A 2,370-nucleotide genomic window follows, 5' to 3' on the forward strand; every position below is an offset into this window, starting at 1 on the left:
ACATAGCCTAGATGCAGATTGTGGCAAGGGAACCGTTTGGAGTAGCGGTTTACAATGACCAACGCGGCTGGACGGTCGTGTCTGCTTGTAGAGGCTTACGTAAGACTCAATATTTTGAGCTATAGCCTACGAAACAAGAAGCATCGTCCGATAAGGCGGTGAGAAGTCACATAACCGCCCTAAGTGAAAGTGAAAGTGAAAGTGAAAGTGAAAGTGAAGCTAGCATATTACTTGAAATCATGCCTTGCTCTCTTTACATTTAAATTTGATTTTTATTGAGAATAAGCAACTCGGATGCGTATAAATAACAAAATTTTTTCTCTCGTCACTGTCTCTGCAGTATTGTGCGCTATGTCTGGCTGCAGTCAACGCATTAGCGCCCTTAATGATACCATCGAGCTGGCCTTTATCGGTGATAAAGACGTTATCCTCACCCCTGAGCAGATCAGCGCCAATCCCTATGCCAGCATTTATGCCAAAATTGGTGATACCGCCCAAGCATTTGTGGTTCTCGCCTTTGCTGAACCTCCGGCAACACTCTCATCTACGGCAACATCGACAGCGATATCTTCAACACAATCGCCTTCAACAACGCCTAAAGCACTTGAGCTTAAATGGTTGTCTGCCGATAACGGCATGATAGTGACAGTTAATGGTCGTCTAGTAAAAACTCATAACCTCTTGGCCGGCAATTTGGCTGGGGTAACCAGTGTTCAGATTGACCCGCTTCTGCAAGGATTACATTTAGAAAGTACCCCTAAAACTTGGCACCGTTTGCTCGATTGGCAACCCGGGTACCACTATGGTTATCAAGCAGATTCACAATTTCAATTTGTCGCTACTGAAACGATTATCATCAACCAAACGCCGACACAAGTCTTGCATTACAGTGAGTTAGTGACAATTAAAGGGCTCAATATCCAATACCAAAATGAATTTTGGCTCAAACCGGATAATGGTCAAGTGGTAAAAAGCCGCCAAAAAATTGCGCCCAATTTGCCGTATATCGACATTACCTTACTCAAGCCATTTGCGTCTTAGTGGAGGCACAATGAAATCTTATTTATCTCCTTTGGCGCTGCTCATTGGTCTATTCGTTGCAACGGCAACGACAGCAGAAACACAGTTAACGATCACCACCTCTAGCCAGCAAAGTCCACAACTGCAAATGGTTTACCCAAGCGGCGTTAGGCTCAGCCAAGTGGTACAAGATGGGCTGACGCAGCTCCCTCGCTACCAACAAACCCATAGCCCAGATGTGCAGCCCGTGTATTGGTTAGGGGCGGCATTATTGGATATGGATAACACGGCACAGTTAGAAACTCAGCGCCAGCAAGTGCTGGCACAACTGGCCAGCATGGGGGAGCAAGAAGATGACAGCCGCTATATCGCAAAACTCGCTAAGCTCGCCCAATTTATTCGGCACATGCCCCTTGGCAAACGGGTCATGCAACCGCTCGATATCGACCTTATTCGTATCACTGAGTCCTATAACGCTGTTATCGAAGGCCAATATCAACTGGTGTTGCCACCACGCCCCACAACCATAACCGTAGCTGGCGCTGTGGCACAAACGGGCTATCTACCTTGGCAACACTCCGCCAGCAGCCAAGATTATCTTAAGCAAGTGAGCTTACTTCACAATGCTGACCATAGTTACGTTTGGGTTATTCAGCCGGATGGTCAGGCAATCAAGCAACCGATCGCCTATTGGAACCAGCAAGCACAGGATATTGCCCCTGGCGCCACACTCTATGTTGAGTTTTCAAGTCCATTTGATGACTACCGCAGTTTGAACGACAACATCATTGAATTACTCAAAAATCGGGCTCTGTAATGAAAAAGTCTAGCCATTCCCTCCACACCAGTGCAGCTCACCGCGCCAGCCGTAAAAGCCTTGGCCGTTTATCAGCCCTATCATTGGCACTACTGCCGCTGTTACATGCCGCCGCCGACGAATTTAGCGCCCCAAAATTACTGCCGTCGCAATCCGACTTCGGTGGCGTAGGCCTAATGCAAATGCCAACCGGGCGTATGGCGCCTGAAGGCGAATTTAATTTTGCAACAACCTATAATGATGATTATCAACACTTTAGTGCGTCAGTACAGTTATTCCCTTGGCTTGAAACCACTGTAAGATATACCCAAGTACAAGATTTACTTTACAGCAGCGACCCCAGTTTTAGCGGCAATACCAAATATACCGACAAAGGTATCGATTTTAAGGTTCGCTTGCTACAAGAAAGCTACTGGCTGCCCGAAACCTCTATCGGTGTGCGTGATTTTGGTGGTACCGGTTTATTTGATGGGGAATTTATTGCTGCCACCAAACGCTTTGGGCCACTGGATTTTACCCTCGGGATCGGCTGG

3 protein-coding genes are annotated in these 2,370 nt (G+C 47.1%); all 3 read left to right on the forward strand.

All coding sequences use genetic code 11. From position 1 onward, the window contains the following. Positions 1-294 precede the first annotated feature (294 nt). A complete protein-coding gene (locus ACRCZA_RS13995; RefSeq protein ID WP_438675023.1) occupies positions 295-1,041 on the forward strand; it encodes a YjbF family lipoprotein in 747 nt (248 codons plus the stop codon). Between the two features lie 10 nt (positions 1,042-1,051). Next, positions 1,052-1,837 carry a capsule biosynthesis GfcC family protein gene (locus tag ACRCZA_RS14000; RefSeq protein ID WP_438675024.1) on the forward strand — a complete coding sequence of 262 codons (786 nt, stop codon included), beginning with the start codon at positions 1,052-1,054 and terminating at the stop codon, positions 1,835-1,837. Next, positions 1,837-2,370: YjbH domain-containing protein (locus ACRCZA_RS14005; RefSeq protein WP_438675025.1), on the forward strand; the 534-nt coding region annotated here is incomplete at its 3' end. The genes ACRCZA_RS14000 and ACRCZA_RS14005, both read left to right, overlap by 1 nt.

This window comes from Shewanella sp. (assembly GCF_051658185.1).
GTDB lineage: Bacteria > Pseudomonadota > Gammaproteobacteria > Enterobacterales > Shewanellaceae > Shewanella.